This is a genomic window from Streptomyces zaomyceticus (genome assembly GCF_014656215.1).
Lineage (GTDB): Bacteria > Actinomycetota > Actinomycetes > Streptomycetales > Streptomycetaceae > Streptomyces > Streptomyces zaomyceticus.
This window is the reverse complement of the sequence record NZ_BNBZ01000003.1, coordinates 101449-119616: the sequence shown is the minus strand read 5'-3', so window position 1 is coordinate 119616 and position 18168 is coordinate 101449. Positions and strand designations below refer to the sequence as shown.

The window sequence follows — 18168 nt, the reverse complement described above, 5'->3', positions numbered from 1 at the left end:
ACATCTAACATGTCAGTCCATGGACGCACTACGGCCCGTGGGCCGGACCCTGCTGCGCGACCGGGCCTACGAGGCGCTGCGCGAGGCCATCGTGCGCGGCGACCTCGCCCCCGGCGCCCCGCTGAAGGACGCCGATCTCGCCGAACGGCTCGGGCTCTCGCGCGCACCCGTGCGCGAGGCCCTGGTGCGGCTCGGCGACGAAGGGCTCGTCGAGTCCAAGCCGCAGAGCTACACCCGGGTCACCCGGCCGGTCAGCCGGGTCGTCAGGGACGCCGCCTCGGTGGTGCGGGTGATGCACGAACTCGCCGCCAGGACGGGCGTGCCGCTGCTCGGCCCCGAGGGCATCAGGGCCATGCGCGAGGCCAACGAGCGCTTCGCGGCGGCCGTCCGCGCCTCCGACGTCGAGGCCGCCCTCGACGCCGACGACGAGCTGCACCAGGTCCTCGTCGTCGCCAGCGGCAACCACGCCGCCGCCGCCACGATCGCGCGGTACACCCCGCTGATCCGCCGTGTCGAGCGGCGCCTCTTCGGCGATGCCGGGAGCTGCGGGTCGGCCGAACTGCACGCCCGGCTCATCGACGCGTGCGAGGCGGGGGACGCGGTGGGGGCGGTACGGGTCACCACGGAGATCTGGGCGGCCCTCGAACAGCTTGCGGACGACGCCATCGAGGTGGCCGAGGTCACCGGCATCCCCGCGCCCGTCGACCCGGCACGCCCCGTCTCGTAGCGCGTCCAGGACCGTCGACCAGCCGCCGTCACCCACCGGGAGCCGCTTTGCCGATCACCGACTTCGACCGCTACCCGCTCCTCTTCGGGCCCTCGCCGGTCCATCCCCTCGAACGGCTCACCCATCACCTCGGCGGCGCCACCCTCTGGGCCAAGCGCGAGGACTGCAACTCCGGTGTGGCGTACGGCGGGAACAAGACCCGCAAGCTGGAGTACCTGGTCGCCGACGCCCTCGCCCAGGGCTGCGACACCCTGGTCTCCATCGGCGGGGTGCAGTCCAACCACACCCGCCAGGTCGCCGCCGTCGCCGCCCGGGCCGGACTGCGCTGCGTCCTCGTCCAGGAGAGCTGGGTCGACTGGCCCGACTCCGTCTACGACAAGGTCGGCAACATCCTGATCAGCCGCCTCGCGGGCGCCGACGTACGGCTGGTGCGGGCCGGCTTCGGCATCGGCTTCAAGGAGAGCTGGGAGCAGGCCCTGCGGGAGGTCGAGGAGAGCGGCGGCAAGCCGTACGCGATCCCGGCGGGCGCCTCCGACCACCGGCTCGGCGGACTCGGCTTCGCGAACTGGGCGTACGAGGTGGCCGAGCAGGAGCGCGAACTCGGAGTCCTCTTCGACACGGTGGTCGTCTGCTCGGTGACCGGCTCCACCCAGGCCGGGATGGTCGCGGGCTTCGCCGCGCTGGCCGAGGAGGGCGGGCCCGCCCGCCGGATCATCGGCGTCGACGCCTCCGCGAAGCCCGTTCCGACCCATGAGCAGATCACCCGGATCGCCCGGGACACCGCCGCCCTCATCGGTGTCGAGCGACCGGTCACGGCGGCCGACGTGGAGCTCGACGAGCGCTATCACGCGGGCGTGTACGGCATCCCGGACGAGGCCACCCTCGACGCGATGCGGCTCGCCGCCCGCACCGAGGGCATGGTCACCGACCCCGTGTACGAGGGGAAGTCGATGGCGGGACTGGTCGACCTGGTGGACCGGGGGGAGATCGGCCGGGACTCGACCGTGCTCTACGCCCACCTCGGCGGCCAGCCCGCCCTCAACGCCTACAGCGCCCTGTTCTCCTAGGGGTGTCCGGCCAGGCGGGACGTTCCGGACACCCCCTGGGCCAGTTCGGCTCGGGGGCGCCCCGCCCGTCGGCGGGACGCCCCCGGGCGCCGAGGAGACCGGTCGCTCAGAGTGCCTGGGCGGCCGGCTTCACCATGCCCCGGACGGTCCGGGACTTCACGAACTCGCCCATCGCCGTCATCTCCCACTCACCGGTGAACTGCTTGATCAGCTTGGCCATCATCACGCCGGTCTGGGGCTCGGCGGTGGTCAGGTCGAAGCGGACCAGCTCCTCGCCCGTCGCCGCGTCGATCAGCCGGCAGTAGGCCTTGGCGACCTCGGTGAACTTCTGGCCGGAGAAGGAGTTGACCGTGAAGACCAGACCGGTGGCGTCGGCCGGCAGCCGGCCGAGGTCGACGACGATCACCTCGTCGTCGCCCGCGCCCTCGCCGGTGAGGTTGTCGCCGGAGTGCTTCACCGAGCCGTTGAGGATGGACAGCTTGCCGAAGTAGCAGCTGTCCAGGTGGTTGCGCTGCGGGCCGTACGCGATGACGGAGGCGTCCAGGTCGATGTCCTTGCCCCGGTACGCGGGCTCCCAGCCGAGGCCCATCTTGACCTGGGAGAGCAGCGGGCGGCCGCCCTTGACCAGGGACACGGTCTGGTTCTTCTGGAGGCTGACCCGGCCCTTGTCGAGGTTGATCTTGCCGCCGGCGGCGGGGGCCGGGGGAGCGGCCGGGGTGGTGGCGGCGATACGGGGGTCCACCGGAGCGACGGGCGGGGCCGGGGGCGCCACCGGAGCGGGCGGGGCGACGGGGGCGGGGGCCACCGGCGCGGCCGCCTGCGGGGCGGCGGCGGGCTCGTCGTCCACCGAGACACCGAAGTCGGTGGCGATGCCGGCCAGGCCGTTCGCGTATCCCTGGCCGACGGCGCGGGCCTTCCACGCGCCGTTGCGCAGATAGATCTCGACCACCACCAGCGCGGTCTCGGTGGCCAGCTGCGGCGGGGTGAAGGTGGCGAGGACGCTGCCGTCGTCCCCGTTGCGGAGGGTGGCCGTGGGCTCGATGCCCTGGAACGTCTGGCCCGCGGCGTCGGGGCTCGCGGTGACGACGATCCTCTCGATGCCGGCCGGGACGGCGGAGGTGTCGACCAGGATCGCGTCGGGGGCGGTGCCGCCGCCGGAGCGGTAGGTGACACCGGGGCCGGACGGCTGGTTGTAGAAGATGAAGTCGTCGTCCGAGCGCACCTTGCCGTCGGCGCCGAGCAGCAGGCCCGAGACGTCGAGCCGCACCGGGGCGGCGACGTCCACCGCCACGCGCGCGGCGGTGAGAGGAATGTTCGAGCCGGGGGTCATAGCGGTCATGCCAGGGCTAACGAACCGGGTCCCTTTGCCGTTCCCTTACCCTCGTCCGGTTCGGCCACCTTGATGACGCGGGTGGTTCCTGGCCTGCCGCTCGTTGCCGAAGCGGTACGACCCCGTCCAGCGGGCCATGACGAGCTGGGCGTCCCCCGACTCGACCTCGGCGAGGAACTTCTCGGCGCGGCCGCCGCGCAGCACGCCCGCGGCCCGGCCGAGATGGGTGAGGACGACGGAGCCGTCACGGCGCTGTTCGTACGTGAATCCATGGGGTCGTGGCATGCCGGGCATCCTGCCGTTCCCGGTCAGATCCGTCATATGAATATTCTTTCGACCCATGGGTGCAGTGGGGGCGGAGGGGCCGGTGGTTCCGGTGGGGGCACGGGGCGCTGTGGGCGGCAGCTGTTTCCGGACACAGGACGTGGACGAGGCGCGCGAGGAGCTCGACGCCCGCTACTACGCGAACCGCATGGATGTCGTCGACCGGGAGCGGCGCCCCTTCGAGGCCCGCTTCGACACGGTCGCGCTCGGCCCGCTGGTCATCGGCGACCTGAGCTGTGGGGCCGATGTGCGGATGAGTTTCGGGGAGCTCGGCGCGTACCACCTGAACGCGCCGCTCGACGGGCGGATGGAGATGCGCCAGGGCGGGTCCGCGATCGTCGCGACCGCCACCGACGCGCTGCTGCTCGACCCGGCGGGGGACACCTTCCTCGATCGCTGGAGCGGGGACTGCCGGGCCCTGTCGGTGAAGATCGGGGCGGCCGAGCTGCGCGACCGCCTGGAGCAGCTCGTCGGCCGTCCGCCCCGCGGCCCGCTCGTCTTCGCGCCCCGGCTGGACATCTCGCGCGGTCCCGGTCTGAGCTGGGTGCGCTTCGCCCGCCAGGTCGCCGCCGAGGCGCTCGCCGGAGAGGGCCTCGCCCGGCACGAGCTGGTGGCCCGTCCCTTGCAGGAGGCGCTGCTCAACGGGTTGCTGCTGGCCGCCGAGCACCCCTGGCGGGAGGAACTGGCCCACCCGGGCGAGCCCCGGCGCCCGGCACCGGTCAAGCGTGCGATGGACGCGGTGCGGGAGCGTCCCGAGCACCCGTTCACGACCACCGAGCTCGCCGCCCTGGCCCGGGTGAGCGTGCGCCGCCTCCAGGAGTCGTTCCGCGAGTACGTGGGGATGTCCCCGATGGCGTACGTACGGGAGGTCCGTCTCGACCGGGTGCGCGAGGAGCTGCGGGCGGCCGCGCCGGACCAGGTGAGCGTGAGCGAGGTGGCCTGGCGCTGGGGCTTCGCCCACCAGGGTCGCTTCGCCGCGCGCTACCGGGAGAAGTACGGCGAGTCGCCGTCCGGCACCTTGCGCGGCTGCCGCTGAGGTCGGGCCGCCGGCCGGCCGCGTCGGCGGCCGCCGGACCGTGCGCGTGCGGACCGGCGGCGGTCGTGCGCGTACGGACCGGCGGCGGTCGTGGGCGCTTCCGGCGTACGCCGGGGCGCGCGAGGGGGCGCGTACTTCGCCGACCAGCGTGCTTCCATGCGTCAACCCACCGCGCATTCCGGACAGGTGCCGCGTTCCGCGGCTCGCGATGATCTTTCTCCCGGCCTACGGTGGGGAGGTCCGGCGCCAGCGCGCACCGTGACCCGGGCCCCGGCCGGCTCCCCCGTATCAGTCCGGCCGGGTCCTGCGTATCCCTCCCGGCCGGCTCAGTGCGGCCAGCGCGGCGGGTTCACACAGAAGTGGCCGCCCAGGTACAGGTCGTCGGCGCTGCCCTCCGGCGGGTGGCCCTTGTCGGCGACGAGCTTCTCCGCGTAGACCTCCGAGTCGTCCTCCGGCGCGAAGCCGAGCGCCCGGGCCGTGGACAGGTCCCACCACGCGCGCGTGTTGGCCGAGGAGCCGTACACGATCGTGTGGGCGACGTCCTCGGCGGTGAGGGTGGCGTGCAGGAGGCGGGCGCAGTCGGCGGGGCTGAGCCACATCGACAGCATCCGCACGGAGGTGGGCTCGGGGAAGCAGGAGCCGATGCGGACGGAGACGGTCTCCAGGCCGTGCAGATCCCAGTAGAGCTGCGCCAGGTCCTCGCCGAAGCACTTGGAGAGGCCGTAGAAGGTGTCCGGGCGGTGCGGGGTGTCGACCGGGACGAGGGGTTCGCCCTCGCGCGGGCGGCGGGTGAAGCCCACGGCGTGGTTGCTGGAGGCGAGGACCACGCGCCGGACGCCCTCCTCGCGGGCGGCCTCGTACAGGTTGTACGTCCCGGCGATGTTGGCGGCCATGATCTTGTCGAAGGTCGACTCCAGGGAGATCCCGGCCAGGTGCACGATCGCGTCGACGCCCCGGACGGCCTCGCGCAGCGCCGCGCGGTCCGCGAGGTCGGCGACGATCGCGTCCGGCGCCCCGGGCACGGGGACGACGTCCAGGAGGCGGAGCTCGTAGCCGTACGGGGGCAGCAGCTCCCGCATCAGCGTGCCGACGCCTCCGGCGGCGCCGGTGAGCAGGAGTGTGCGGGGTGCGGGCATGGAGCGGGTCTCCTCCGTCGAGCGGGATGCGCGGCATTCATCTGAGCGGAATTCACAACCGTGGACACGCTAGGGAGCGGTCCGACGGAGCGTCAAGAGTGTGCGATGCGGCGTGTTCTCTCCTTGACCGGTGGTTCTGTGCTGTTCTAGCGTGCGGGACGTCAGCGTTCAAGAATATGGATGACAGTCATAACCGTGCACGCGATGGCCCTGCACGACGGACTTCCCTGGGAGCGACCGTGACCACTGCCCCGCTCGCCGGCCGGCTCGACGGCCTGCTGTTCTTCCCCGTCACGGCCTTCGCGCCGGACGGCTCCCTCGACCTCGACACCTTCCGCGCGCACGTGCGCGCGGGCGTCGACGCGGGCGCGGCCGCCGTGTTCGCCTGCTGCGGCACCGGCGAGTTCCACGCCCTCACCCCCGAGGAGTTCCGGGACTGCGTCGCCGCCGCCGTCGAGGAGTCGGCGGGCCGCGTACCCGTCGTCGCGGGCGCCGGCTACGGCACCGCGCTCGCCGTCCGGTACGCCCGGCTCGCCGAGGAGGCAGGCGCCGACGGGCTCCTCGCCATGCCGCCGTACCTCGTCGTCGCCGACCAGACCGGGCTGCTCCGCCACTACACCGAGCTCGCCGCCGCCACCTCGCTCGACGTCATCGTCTACCAGCGCGACAACGCGATCCTCACCCCCGCCACCGCCGTCGCCCTGGCCCGCACCGACGGGATCATCGGTCTCAAGGACGGCCTCGGTGACCTCGACCTGATGCAGCGGATCGTCAGTGCCGTCCGCGCCGAGGGCCTCGACCTGCTCTACTTCAACGGCCTGCCGACCGCCGAACTCACCGGCGCCGCCTACCGGGGCATCGGTGTCACCCTCTACTCCTCCGCCGTCTTCTGCTTCGCCCCCGACATCGCCCTCGCCTTCCACCGCGCCCTCACCACCGGCGACGACACCACCGTGAACCGGCTCGTCGACGTCTTCTACCGGCCGCTCGTCGAACTCCGCGCCCAGGGACGGGGGTACGCCGTCTCGCTCGTCAAGGCGGCGGTCCGCAGGGGAGGCCTGGACGTGGGCGGGGTGCGGCCGCCGCTGAGCGAGCCCGCGCCCGAGCACGTCGACGAACTCGTCCTGCTGGTCGAGCGCGGCAGGGCCCTCCTGAAGGAGATCGGCGCATGAGCGGGAGCACGGGCGGTGCCGCCGCCACGGGCGCGGTGCGCGCCGGCGCCTTCGTCTACCCCTGGGACGTCGACGGCGACCCCGCGGCGCCGGGACTCCTCGCGGAGCTGGGCATCGCGCAGGTCACGCTCGCCGCCGCCTACCACTCCACCCGGGCGCTGACCCCCCGCCATCCGGCCCACCGGATCGTCACCGCCGAGCACGCCGCCGTGCTCTACCCGCCGGACCCGGACCGCTGGGCGGGCCGTCCGCTCCGCCCGTACCCGGCGGGGGAGTGGGCCCCCGGCGACGCCTACGGACGGGCCGCCGAGGCCCTCGCCGCCACCGGCCTGGAGGTGCACAGCTGGGTCGTCCTCGCCCACAACTCCCGCCTCGGCGCCGAACATCCGGAGACCTCGGTCGTCAACGCCTACGGCGACCGCTACCCCTGGGCCCCCTGCGTCGCCCGTCCCGAGGTGCGCGCCCTGCTCGTCGACCTGGCCGCCGAGGCCGCCGTACGGCCCGGCGCGGCCGGCACCGAACTGGAGTCCTGCGGCTGGTACGGCCTCGCCCATCTGCACGCCCACGACAAGACCGGCGGCGTCGCCCTGGGGGAGCGGGAGCAGTACCTGATGTCGCTCTGCTTCTGCTCCTCCTGCCGGCAGGGGTACGGGGACGGGGGCGCCGACCCGGACGAGCTGGCCGCCGCCGTGCGCGCCGCCCTGGAACCCGTATGGACCGGATCGGGACCCGCGGGCGGTCTCGGCGCCGCGGAGGCCCCCGCCCTCGCGTGGCGCGCCGGGACGGCCCGTGCCTTCCAGGAGGCCGCCGTGGCCGCCGTACGGGCCGCCGCCCCGCCCGGCTTCCGGGTCCTGCTGCACGCCGACCCCGACCCGTACCGCTGCGGCGCCGACTCCGGCACGGACCCCGCGCACGTCCTGGGCCTCGCGGACGGGGTGGTCGCCCGCCCGCCGCGCGTCGCGGAGTTCGCGGCCCACGCGCGCCCGGGGACCGTCCTCGCGGCGAACCTGTCCGTCGTCACCGGCATGGGCGGCGCCCCCGACCGGCTGGCCGACACCGCGGAGCGGGCGTTGGACGCCGGCGCGACCGAGCTGCGGCTCTATCACGCCGGGCTGGCCTCGGACGAGGATCTGGCCGCCGTCCGGACGGCCCTGCGGAAGCTCGGCTAGCGAGCGCTCCGGTTCCTACTCCGGCTCCCGTGCCTGCTCCCGTGCCTGCCCCGGCTCCCGCCCCGGCTCCCGCGCCTGTTCCCGCGTCTGCTCCTGCTCCTGTTCCTGCTCCCGCTCCCGCGGGACGGACAGCAGGCGCGCGGCCGAGGCGCGGGTGTCCGCGACATGGGCGCGGGCCAGGGCCTCCGCGCCGTCCTCGTCGTGGTCGCGGACGGCCTCGTAGAGCCGCTCGTGCGCCCCGCACATCGGCTCGCCGTCCGACTGCGCCGAGGTGAGCCGGAAGAGCCGGCGCAGCCGGGAGTCGAGCGGGGCCATCAGCTCCACCAGGAGAGGGTTGCCGGAGAGCTCGACGATCTGCCGGTGGAAGTCGGCGTTGAGGGAGACGGCCTCGCGGAGCCGTCCGGACTCCGCCGCCCTCCTGGCGCGGGCCAGCAGCCGCTCCAGGTCCCGCAGCCGTGCGGGGCCCGCGTGCCGTGCGGCGAGCCGCGCGGCCAGGCCCTCCAGGTTCTCCCGTACGTCGAAGAGGTGCTCGGCGTCCTCCGGGCCGAAGTCCGTCACCACCGACCCCCGGCGCGGCTGCACCGAGAGGAAGCCCTCCGACTCCAGGCGCTGCATCGCCTCGCGCACCGGCACCCGGGAGACCCGCAGCCCGTCGGCGATCTCCCGCTCCACGAGCCGTGTGCCCGCCGGGTACTCCCCCTCGATGATCCGCTCGCGCAGCTCCACGTAGACCCGCTCCCGCAGGGACGGGTGGGTGTCCCCGATGGCGGTGCCGCGGGCGGCGGGGCTGTGGACGATCATGGGAGCGGCTCCAGTCGGGTCGCGGGGGGTGGTGCTCCCTCGATCTTCGCAGACCCGTTCGCGCCGCCGGCGAATCGGCCCCGAAAGCGTTGCCCGGTATTCGGTATACCAGATACGTTGACGCTGCACCGCGCTCACCAGGGGAGATTCCGGCACGGCCCCCTTCGAGCCCCAAGGAATCCGCTTCCGCGAAGGAGAACCATGTCCACCGGACCCCGGCCCGGCGCCCCCACCCCCGGCGAAGCCGCCGGCCCCCGCCCCACGGCCGCCGAGCCCGGCTGTCTCGTGGCGGCCACCCTGCCCGACGGCCGCACCGCCGACGTCCACCTCCTCGACGGCCGGATCGGCGCCGTCGAGGACCACGTCCCGGGCCGTCCCACCCCTCCCGGCGCCCTCCACCTCGGCGGCGCCCTGCTGCTGCCCGCCCTCGTCGACGGCCACGCCCACCTCGACAAGACCCTCCTCGGCGCCCCCTGGCGCCCGCACCGCGTCACCGCCACCCTGCGGGAGCAGATCGCCGCCGAACGGGAGTCCCGCCACACCGAGGAGGTACCCGTCGCCGAGCGGGCCGCCGCCCTCGCCCGCCGGATGGTCTCCCTCGGCACCGGGCACGTCCGCTCGCACGTCGACGTCGACCCGGACACCGGCCTCGACCATCTGCACGCCCTCCTCGGTGTGCGCGAGAAGTTCCGCGACCGGCTCGGGATCCAGCTCGTGGCCTTCCCGCAGAGCGGGGTCGTCACCGCCCCCGGCGTCGCCGACCTCCTCGACGCGGCGCTCGCCGACGGCGCCGACCTCGTCGGGGGCCTCGACCCGGTCGGCTTCGACGGTGACGCCGACGGTCAGCTCGACATCGTCTTCGGACTCGCCGAGCGCCACGGCAAGGGCATCGACCTGCATCTCCACGACGGCGGCGAGACCGGCACCGCCCAGCTGCGGAACATCGCCGCCCGCACCGCCGCGATCGGCCTCGGCGGCACGGTCGCCGTCAGTCACGCGTACGCCCTCGGCGAGGTCGACGACGCCGAACTCGACCGCACCGCCGCCGCCCTCGCCGCCGCCGGGGTCGCCATCATGACCAACGGCCCGAGCGGCCCGATGCCGCCGGTCCTGAGGCTGCGCGAGCACGGCGTCCGGGTCTTCGCGGGCTCCGACAACATCCGTGACACCTGGTGGCCCTACGGCACCGCCGACATGCTCGAACGCGCCACGATCATCGGCCTGCGGGCCGGGCTCATGACCGACGCCGAACTGGCCGCCGCCGCCTCCCTCGTCACCGGCGAGGCCGCCGCCGCACTCGGCCTCACCGGCCACGGCCTCACCCCGGGCAGCCGTGCCGACCTCGTCGCGGTCGCCGCCGGTTCCGTCGCCGAGGCCGTCGCCTCCCACCCCCGCCGGCTGCTCGTGCTGCACGCCGGGAGGATCGTCGGCCCCTTCCCGGACGACACCTACCCCGCACTCGTGCCGGCCGCCGGAGACGCGCGATGAACACCGGAACCCGGTGCCCGGCCTCCCGCCCGTCCTCCGTGTCCGCCGCACGAAGCCGGAGCGGTACGCGTCCCTGACGACACCGCCCGGGGCACGCGACCGATCCGGTACGGGGGCGGAGCCGGCCCGCCGTCCCCGTACCGCGGCCGCTCGTCGGAGCGGACGGCCGTCCCCCGCCACCACCCGGCCCGCACGGACCACCGGGTCGCGGAGGGGGAGGGCCACCACCGCCCGGGGCGGGCACTCACCGTCGACGAGCACGAAGCCGGCGCCGCGCCCGTCCTGCCCCCACCCCCCTCCTCACCAGGCCAGGTCCTCCAACGCGTCCAGATCCGGCACCGCCGTCACGATCGGCTCCGCGTCGCCCGTGCCCGCCCGCAGCTCCGCCCAGATCGTCTTCCCGCGCCGGGCGTAACGCGTCCCCCAGCGCTCCGCGTACTGCGCCACCAGATACAGCCCGCGCCCGCCCTCGTCCGTCGCCGTCGCGTGCCGCAGATGCGGCGAGGTGCTGCTGGCGTCCGAGACCTCGCAGATCAGCGTCCGGTCGTGGAGCAGCCGGACCCGGACCGGATCGGCGCCGTACCGCACCGCGTTCGTGATCAGCTCGCTGAGCACCAGCTCCGCCGTGAACGCCACGTCCTCCAGCCCCCACTCCACCAGCTTCGCCGCCGCCGCGTTCCGTACCGGCGAGACCGCCGACGGATCGCGCGCCACCTCCCACTCGGCGATCCGCTCCCGGTCCAGCAGATTCGTCCGGGCCACGAGCAACGCGATGTCGTCGCGCGGCGAGGGCGAGAGGAGGGTCGCCAGCACATCCGCGCAGGTCTGCTCCGGGCTCCGGTCCGGGCGCGCGAGCGTCGACCGCAGCAGCCCCAGACCCGTGTCGAGGTCCCGCCCCCGGTCCTCCAGGAGCCCGTCCGTGAAGAGCACCAGCTTGCTGTCCTCCGGCAGCCACAGCTCGGTCGTCTCGAACGGCACGTCGCCGAGCCCCAGTCCGAGCGGCAGCCCCGGCGCCAGCTCGGGGAAGTCGACCAGCCCGTCGGGACTCACGAACGCCGGACCCGGATGCCCCGCGCTCGCCACCGTGCACTGCCCGGACGCCGGATCGTAGATCGCGTACAGACAGGTCGCGCCGGTGATGCCCTCCTCACGGCGCCGTCCCTCGCCCTCCGGCCCCTCCGACTCCCGGTCGTCGATGCGGGCCGTCAGCTCGTCCAGATGCCCGAGCAGCTCGTCCGGCGGCACGTCGAGCGTCGAGAAGTTGTGGACCGCCGTCCGCAGCCGCCCCATGGTCGCCGCCGCGTGCAGCCCGTGCCCCACCACGTCGCCCACCACCAGCGCCACCCGCGCACCCGGCAGCGGGATCACGTCGAACCAGTCACCGCCGACCCCGGCCTTCGCCGGGAGGTAGCGGTACGCCACCTCCACCGCGCTCTGGTCGGGCAGCACCCGGGGCAGCAGGCTCCGCTGGAGCGTCACCGCCATGGCGTGCTCCCGGGTGAACCGGCGGGCGTTGTCGATCGCGACCGCCGCCCGCGCCGCCAGCTCCTCCGCGAACGACAGGTCCTCCTCCCCGAACGGCTCCGGGGTGTCCGCACGCCAGAAGTTCGCCATGCCCAGGACCACCCCACGGGCGAGCAGCGGCACCGTGAGCAGCGAGTGCATCCCGAACGCGAGGGCCCGCGCCGCCCCCTCCGGATCCTGCTCCCGCCAGCCCTCGGCCGCCGCCAGCTCCGCCTGGAACACCGCGTGCCCCGCGTTCAGGGCCCTCGCCATCGGGGTGCTCTGGACGTCGAACCGCACGGTGTCCCCGACCGGCTGCAGCGGCTGGTCGGGCCGGAGCCCGTTCATCGCCGTCCGCCGCATCTCCGTGCTCGCCGGGGCGGAGTCCGGCGGCTCCTCCCCGCGCAGCACCGGTTCGAGCAGCTCCACCGTCGCGAAGTCCGCGAACCGGGGCACGGCCACCTCCGCGAGTTCCTCCGCCGTCCGTACGACCTCCAGGGTCGTCCCGATCCGCACCCCCGCCTCGTAGAGCAGCTGGAGCCGGCCGCGGGCCACCGCCGCCCGGCCGGTCAGGGCCGCCAGCTCGGTGGTGTCCCGCATCGTCATCACACATCCGGACTCGCGCCCGGCCGGGAGCGTGGGCCGTACGCTCACCGCGAGCAGCCGGTCGCCCGCCCGGTGCACCTCGTCCGTCGCCGACCGGCCCGACTCCAGGAGCTCGACCGTCCGGGGGTCGAGGCCGAGCTCCGAGACGTGCCGCCGCTCCGCGTCCGCCGTGAGACCGAGCAGCCGCCGCGCCTCGTCGTTGGCGAGGAGCAGCCGGCGGTCCGGTCCCACGATCAGGACGCCTTCGCGCACCGCGTGCAGGACCGCCTCGTGGTGCTCCTTCATCCGGGTCATCTCGGCCGGGCCGAGGCCGTGCGTCTGCCTGCGCAGCCGCCGGCTCACCAGAGCGGCCCCGCCGACGGCGATCACCAGGGCGCCCGCCGCGGCTCCCACCAGCAGCGGCAGCCGCCCCTGCACCGCGTGGGTGATGCTCTCCACCTCGACCCCGCTGGTGACCAGGCCGACGATCCGGCCCCGGTCGTCCACGACCGGGACGACGGCCCGTACGGCGTCGTTGGGCGCGCCCCGGAACAGCTCGGTGAACGAGTTGCCGTCCACCACCGCGCGCGACAGGTCCCCGGTCGCCTTGCGGCCGATCAGCTCCGGTTCCGAGTCGGTGTAACGCACACCGTCCCGGTTGAGGACAGCGATGAAGTCCACCCCGGTGGCCCGCCGGGTGGCCTCCGCCCGGTCCTGGAGTTCCGCCGTCGGATCGGGGGAGACGAGTGCCGCGTCGACGCCGGGCGCCTTCGCGAAGGCCTCCGCCACCGCGAGCGAGCGGACCGCGGCGTCCCGCTCGGAGTCGCTGCGGGCCTGGTAGAACGTGATGAACACGGCTGCCGCGATCACCAGGAGCGCGATCAGCGCCTCCAGGGCGAACACCTGCCCGGCGACGCTCCGGAGCCCGTTCCCGCGCCCGCCGGGGTCCGTGTCGCGCGCCCTGTCCCGCCGGGCCGTCATCCCGTGCTCCGGGCGATGAGCAGCGCCACGTCGTCCGGCGCGCCCGGCCGTCGCAGTGCCTGCAGCAGCTCGTCACAGGTCTCCTCGAGGGGACCGCGCGCCTTGTCGAGGAGACCCACGAGCAGCGCGAGCCGTTCGTCGATCGCGTCGTGCCGGGTCTCGATCAGCCCGTCCGTGTAGAGCACGAGCCGGTCCCCGGGCAGAAACGGCACCCGGACCGTCCGGAACGTCCCGCCACCCACCCCCAGCGGCGCCCCCGGCGGAACGTCCACCAGCTCGGCCGGACCGTCCGCCGGCACCCGTACGGGCGGCAGATGGCCCGCGTTCGCGATCCGGCACCGGCCGTGGACCGGGTCGTGCACGGCGAACAGACAGGTCGCGATGTAGTGCTCCAGGCCCGCCGTGATCCGGTCCAGATGCCGCAGGACCTGGGAGGGCGGGAGATCGAGGTCCGCGAAGGCGCAGGTGGCGGTCCGCAGCCGCCCCATGGTCGCCGCCGCGTCGATCCCGCTTCCCATCACGTCACCCACGACCAGCGCCGTCTTGTCGTCGGGCAGCGGGATCACGTCGTACCAGTCGCCGCCGACCTCGCTCGACGCCTGTGCCGGCTGGTAGCGGGCCGCGACCTCCAGGCCCGCCCGCTCCGGGGGCGCGCCCGGCAGCAGACTGCGCTGGAGGGTCACCGCCGAGTTCCGCACGCTCTGGTACCAGCGCGCGTTGTCGATGCTCACGGCCGCGCGGGCCGCGAGCTCCGTCGCGAGCAGGACGTCGTCGCCGTCGAAGGGCAGGGCGTTGCGGTCGCGCTTGAGGTCGAGCGCGCCGAGGACCTCGCCGCGCGCGATCAGCGGCACCGCCAGGTACGAGTGGACTCCGGCCCGGGCGAGCAGCTCCGCGGCCTCGGGATTCCGCGCGATCCGCGAGAGGTCGCCGGGGCCGACGTGCTGCACCAGGACCGGCAGGCCGGTGTGCACACACCGGGTGACGAGCCGGTCCGCCCCGTACATGGTGATCGCCCCGGGCGGGTCCGCCGCCGGCAGCGCGGCCGTCCGGGCCGCGGCCTTCACCGCGAGCGCCCGGAACAGCTCGGGCCCCTCCTCGGGCGCGCCCGGTCTGCGCAGCGCCAGGACGGAGTCGAGGACGTCGACGGCGGCGATGTCCGCGAGTTCCGGCACCACCACGGAGGCCAGCTCGTCGGCGGTCTGTTCCACCTCCAGGGTGGTGCCGACCCGGGCCGAGGCGTCCGCGATGAGGGCGAGCCGTCGACGGGACCGGTCGGCGTCCGCGTCCGCCCGGTGGCGCTCGGTGACGTCGATCACCGAGGCGGCGACCCCGAGGACCCGGTCCTCGGTTCCCTCCAGTCGGTAGAACGAGACCGACCAGGCGTGGTCGCGGTCCGGGTCGGCGGGGGTCCGTCCGACGGTGGGATGGTCGAGCAGCGGCGTCCCCGTGGCCAGTACGGTGCGCAGCGCGGCCTCCAGGGCCTCGGCGTCGATCTTCGGGAGCATGTCGCCGATCCGCCGCCCGATGTGGAGGGCGGCCGGGAGACCGTTGATCCGTTCGAGGGCCGGGTTCACCCGGACGTAGCGCAGCTGGGTGTCGAGGACGGCCAGGCCGATCGGGGACTGGGAGACGAGCCGGTCGGAGAGCGCCAGCTCGGTCTCGACCCGTTCGACGGCGGCGTGGTCGGCGGCGATGCCGAGCGCGTACAGACCGCCCAGGTCGTCGGTGAGCCGCATGTTGCGGAACTCCACCTGCCGGACGGTGCCGTTCTTGTGCCGTACGGGGAAGGTGCCGGCCCAGGTCGTGCCCTCGCGCAGCACCTCGCCGAAGAGGCGCATCGCCTCCTCGCGGTGCTCCGTGCCGACGATCAGGCGGGCCACGTACTGGCCCAGGGCCTCGGTGGCACCGAAGCCGAACAGGTCCTCCGCCTGGGGGCTCCACAGCACGATCCGTCCGTGGGCGTCCACGACGATGGCGGCGACCCCGAGCACGTCGAGGAGACCCTTGCCGTCCAGGGGCATCCCGACCCGCCCCGTCGTCCCCGGGAAGGAACCAGCCGTCACACTGCCCTCCTCCCGCCGCGCCCATGCCTCCTTCCATGCTCGCCGCCTGCCGGTCGCCCCGCACCGCGAGCGCCCCGTGCGCGGTGCGGGCACGGGGGCCGGGGTGCGGGAACGGCGGTGTGCCGCACCGTCCGCCGTCCGCCCTCGGCGACCGGAGAGATTCCGTCCGGTGAGGACGGTCGCCGAGGACACTCGGCGAGGCCCGTCGGTGAGGACGGTCGGCGAGACCGCTCGGTGAGGCCGCCCGGCCGGGCCGGTCGGTGAGCCCGGTCGGCCGGGCCCGTCAGCGAGGCCGGGAGGAGTCCACGCCGATCGCGAGCAGCGCGGCCCGGGCCGCGTCGCACAGCGCGTCGTCGTCCGGCACGGACCGCCAGCTGCCGTGCTCCACCGGCCGCTCGTCCGCGTCGAGGAAGGCCCGCAGCACGGGTACGGCGGGGTGGGCGGCCGGGCCGATCCCGGCCAGCAGCCGGACCGTCTCCGTGACCGAGGGACGCGCACCGCCCCGGGCGAACGGCTCGATCGCGCCCACCAGCACCGGCACCACCTCGTCGGCGCGGCCGGTGATCCGCCAGAGCGCCTCGCCGGCCCGCAGCGGGAGCCGGCCGGTCGGGTACCGGTGGAGCAGCTCGCGCACCCAGCCGGCGTACGGGGTGCTCGCCGCGCCCAGTTCCCCGAGCACGGTCACCGCGCCGTCCCTCCCGAGCAGGGTGTCCTTGTGCGGCAGGAACAGGGCGAGCGCGGGTTCCCGGTCGCCGGTCAGCCTGCCGTACGCCAGGGCCAGCGAGCGCGGTGCGAACGCCTCCTGTCCCTCCGGCGGGGTGTCGATCAGCGCCCGGAGCCGGGCGCGGTCCACCACCGCCGCCGCCTCCGGGCCGATGGCCACGAGGGCGTCGGCGGCCCACACGGCGCCGGCGGTCTTCAGGAGCGCGCACAGTTCGGGGAGCGCGGGCGCCGCCGCCGGGCCCCAGTCCGTCAGGACCTGGCACAGGGCCCGGGTCTCGTCGGCCGAGCGCGAGGCCGAGAGCCGGGCCCGCAGCGGCGGGAGCAGCACCCCGGCGTGCGCGGCGAGCGGGGCGAGCGTCTCGCGCAGGCCGAGGTCGTGGGTCCACCAGCCGGAGGAGTGGATCCCGAAGTACGAGAACCCGGGACGTTCGCCGGCGAGACGCCGCGCGAGCGGGGCCACGCAGCGCGCGTCGCCGATCCGGGTGAGCGCCCACAGGGCGTGGTCCTGCGCGGGCAGGTACGGCTCGCCCTCGTCGTCGACCATGCCGGCGAGCCGGTCCGCCCACGGCCGGGCGGCGGCCCCGCACATGCCGAGGACCCGTACGGCGAAGAGCCGGTTGTCGGGTTCGGGGTCGTCGAGGTGGGCGGCCACCGTCGGCAGCAGGGCCGGGACGGCCGATCGCCACCGGCCCAGCTCCTCGGCCGCGGCCTCCAGGGCCTCGCGCCGGACCGACGCGTCCGCGTTCCCGAGCAGCCGCCCGGTCAGGGCGACCCGCGCCGCCCGGTCCTCGCCGAGCAGGCCGATCGTCCTGGTGAGGGGACGCCCGCCGAGGTCGCCGCCGTCCAGGACCTCGGTCACCACGCGCGCGTAGCGGGGGTCGTCGCCGCCGGGGTCGGCCGTCCGCAGCGCCTCCACCGCCCGCAGGCGCAGCGCGGCGGACGACCCCGGCTCCGTCAGCTCCCACAGCCGGCGCACCGTCCCGGCCCGCTCCGGGTCGGCGTGCCCGGCGAGCTCACCGGCCGCCTCCACGATCCGGTCCCGGACCTCGGGGACGGACTCCAGGGACCAGCGGGTCCACAGGGCGGCCAGCGTCTCGTCCGCCCGCCCCCAGGCCTCCGAGAGCGCCTCGACGACCACGGCGCGTATCCGGGGCGAGGCGTCGTGCAGCACCGGGAGCAGCACCGGGACGGCCAGGTCCCAGGCCTCCGCCCAGCCGGGGGCGATCCAGCGTTCCTCGGCCCTGTTCCCCTCGTGGGCGAGGCACGCGATCAGCTCCAGGAGGTCCGCCCGGGCCGTGACCTCCGGGTCGGCGGCCGCCCGGACCACGAACGGCAGTGCCGCCACGGCGGACGAGAAGACGGCGCCGCCCTGGTGGTGGACGTTCGTGAGGAGTTCGTCGGCGGCCGTGAGGGAGTCCTCGGGCCGGTACAGGGCCCGCAGCTGCCCCGGCACGTCCGTGGCAGAGCCGTAGGCGTGCCGCAGGGTGTCCCAGGCGATGGCGTCGATCCCGTCGTCCGGCGCACCGGAAGGCCGGGCCACGGCGCCGATCCCGTCGTCCGGCGCACCGGAGTGCCCGTCGTCCGGTGCGCCCGTGGGGCCGTGGGGGGTCACGCGTCGGCTCCCCGCTCCTCGTACGAAGGCTTCGCCCGCGCCCTCTCGGATCGCAGCGCGGCCGCCGTCACCACCGCGCCGAGCCCCTCCCACAGACCCACGCCGAGGAATCCGGCCGGCGCCCGGCCGGTGACGACCGCGAGGGTGAAGACGGCGCAGGTGAGGAGCCGGAAGGGGACCGTCCAGCGGAAGAAGGGCTTCCAGTCGGCGAGCGAGGCCAGAACGTAGTACACGCCCATGTTGAGCGCCGCCATGGAGGAGGCGGTCAGGAAGACCAGGGTGTGGTCGCCGTCCGCCCGCCCGCCGTCGGGCACCGGCTCGAAGCCCATCACCGTGAGCAGCGCGTCCGGTACGACCAGGCCCACCACCCCCAGCGCGGCGGCGAGGACACCGAAGACCGCGATGGTCCAGCCGGACAGGGAACGGGGCAGGCGCACGGCGGTCCTCCGCG

General features: G+C 74.9%; 14 protein-coding genes. 6 read left to right on the top strand and 8 right to left on the bottom strand.

The genetic code is table 11. The annotated features are described in order from the left end of the window. Positions 1–19: 19 nt before the first annotated feature. Together IE311_RS05635 and IE311_RS05630 are read left to right on the top strand one after the other, a co-directional pair. Positions 20–727 carry a GntR family transcriptional regulator gene (locus IE311_RS05635; protein ID WP_189830451.1) on the top strand — a complete coding sequence of 236 codons (708 nt, stop codon included), beginning with the start codon at positions 20–22 and terminating at the stop codon, positions 725–727. 47 nt (positions 728–774) lie between these two features. Then, positions 775–1794 carry a 1-aminocyclopropane-1-carboxylate deaminase gene (locus IE311_RS05630; protein ID WP_189830450.1) on the top strand — a complete coding sequence of 340 codons (1020 nt, stop codon included), beginning with the start codon at positions 775–777 and terminating at the stop codon, positions 1792–1794. 106 nt (positions 1795–1900) lie between these two features. On the opposite strand, the gene IE311_RS05625 is transcribed toward IE311_RS05630, so the two are convergent. Next, entirely contained in the window at positions 1901–3133 is a 1233-nt protein-coding gene (locus IE311_RS05625) for a TerD family protein (RefSeq protein ID WP_189830449.1), read from the bottom strand. A gap of 36 nt (positions 3134–3169) precedes the next feature. Continuing rightward, on the bottom strand, positions 3170–3409 hold the full coding sequence (locus IE311_RS05620; RefSeq protein WP_189830448.1) for a hypothetical protein: 240 nt from the start codon (positions 3407–3409) through the stop codon (positions 3170–3172). A gap of 55 nt (positions 3410–3464) precedes the next feature. Between IE311_RS05620 and IE311_RS05615 the strand changes: the two genes are divergently transcribed. Continuing rightward, positions 3465–4484: an AraC family transcriptional regulator gene (locus IE311_RS05615; protein WP_229901744.1), complete on the top strand. Its 1020-nt coding sequence runs from the start codon at positions 3465–3467 to the stop codon at positions 4482–4484. Positions 4485–4810: 326 nt separating this feature from the next. On the opposite strand, the gene IE311_RS05610 is transcribed toward IE311_RS05615, so the two are convergent. Then, complete coding sequence (locus tag IE311_RS05610) at positions 4811–5620, bottom strand: NAD-dependent epimerase/dehydratase family protein (RefSeq protein ID WP_189830447.1); 810 nt, start codon at positions 5618–5620, stop codon at positions 4811–4813. Positions 5621–5859: 239 nt separating this feature from the next. On the opposite strand from IE311_RS05610, the gene IE311_RS05605 reads away from it, so the two are divergent. Beyond that, positions 5860–6792: a 5-dehydro-4-deoxyglucarate dehydratase gene (locus IE311_RS05605; RefSeq protein ID WP_189830446.1), complete on the top strand. Its 933-nt coding sequence runs from the start codon at positions 5860–5862 to the stop codon at positions 6790–6792. 35 nt (positions 6793–6827) lie between these two features. After that, a complete protein-coding gene (locus IE311_RS05600) occupies positions 6828–7961 on the top strand; it encodes a hypothetical protein (RefSeq protein WP_189830721.1) in 1134 nt (377 codons plus the stop codon). A gap of 15 nt (positions 7962–7976) precedes the next feature. On the opposite strand, the gene IE311_RS05595 is transcribed toward IE311_RS05600, so the two are convergent. Beyond that, complete coding sequence (locus IE311_RS05595; RefSeq protein WP_189830445.1) at positions 7977–8762, bottom strand: GntR family transcriptional regulator; 786 nt, start codon at positions 8760–8762, stop codon at positions 7977–7979. A 201-nt stretch (positions 8763–8963) separates the two neighbouring features. On the opposite strand from IE311_RS05595, the gene IE311_RS05590 reads away from it, so the two are divergent. After that, positions 8964–10250, top strand: coding sequence for an amidohydrolase (locus IE311_RS05590; RefSeq protein WP_189830444.1), 1287 nt, complete (start codon positions 8964–8966; stop codon positions 10248–10250). 300 nt (positions 10251–10550) lie between these two features. Here the strand turns inward: IE311_RS05590 and IE311_RS05585 are convergent, their stop codons facing one another. From IE311_RS05585 to IE311_RS05570, 4 genes are all read right to left on the bottom strand, one after another. Then, the gene (locus tag IE311_RS05585) at positions 10551–13319 is read right to left on the bottom strand and encodes a SpoIIE family protein phosphatase (RefSeq protein WP_189830443.1); all 2769 of its coding nucleotides are present in this window, start codon (positions 13317–13319) and stop codon (positions 10551–10553) included. Continuing rightward, the gene (locus IE311_RS05580) at positions 13316–15382 is read right to left on the bottom strand and encodes a SpoIIE family protein phosphatase (protein ID WP_189830442.1); all 2067 of its coding nucleotides are present in this window, start codon (positions 15380–15382) and stop codon (positions 13316–13318) included. Before IE311_RS05580 ends, IE311_RS05585 begins: the two co-directional genes overlap by 4 nt. Positions 15383–15665: 283 nt before the next feature. After that, positions 15666–17717: a hypothetical protein gene (locus tag IE311_RS05575; protein WP_189830441.1), complete on the bottom strand. Its 2052-nt coding sequence runs from the start codon at positions 17715–17717 to the stop codon at positions 15666–15668. Continuing rightward, complete coding sequence (locus IE311_RS05570) at positions 17714–18154, bottom strand: hypothetical protein (protein WP_189830440.1); 441 nt, start codon at positions 18152–18154, stop codon at positions 17714–17716. Before IE311_RS05570 ends, IE311_RS05575 begins: the two co-directional genes overlap by 4 nt. Positions 18155–18168: the final 14 nt, after the last annotated feature.